Raw genomic sequence first — 279 nt, forward strand, 5'->3', positions numbered from 1 at the left:
CCACGCTGAACAGCTCGGCCAGCTCGCCCACGGTGTGCTCGTCGGCGGCATGTAGCTGGACGAGGTGAGCCTCCTGTCGTGGGGTGAGCTTCGGAGACTTCCCGCGCAGCCGGCCCTTGGCCTTGGCGACCTTCATCCCCTCGCGGGTGCGGGCGCGAATGAGGTCGGCTTCGAATTCGGCGACCATCGCCAGCACGTTGAACAACAGTTTCCCCATCGGGTCGGTCGGGTCGTACACCGATCCGGCGATGCTCAGCTTCACTTCCCGCGCCGCGAGGT

Annotated in this window: 1 protein-coding gene; it reads right to left on the reverse strand. The window is 66.7% G+C overall.

The window, feature by feature from the left end:
* A partial coding sequence (locus L979_RS13755) for a recombinase family protein (RefSeq protein ID WP_047692820.1) occupies nt 1-279 on the reverse strand: 279 nt, incomplete at both ends.

This window comes from Kocuria sp. ZOR0020 (genome assembly GCF_000800955.1).
In the GTDB taxonomy this organism is placed as follows: Bacteria; Actinomycetota; Actinomycetes; order Actinomycetales; family Micrococcaceae; genus Kocuria; species Kocuria subflava.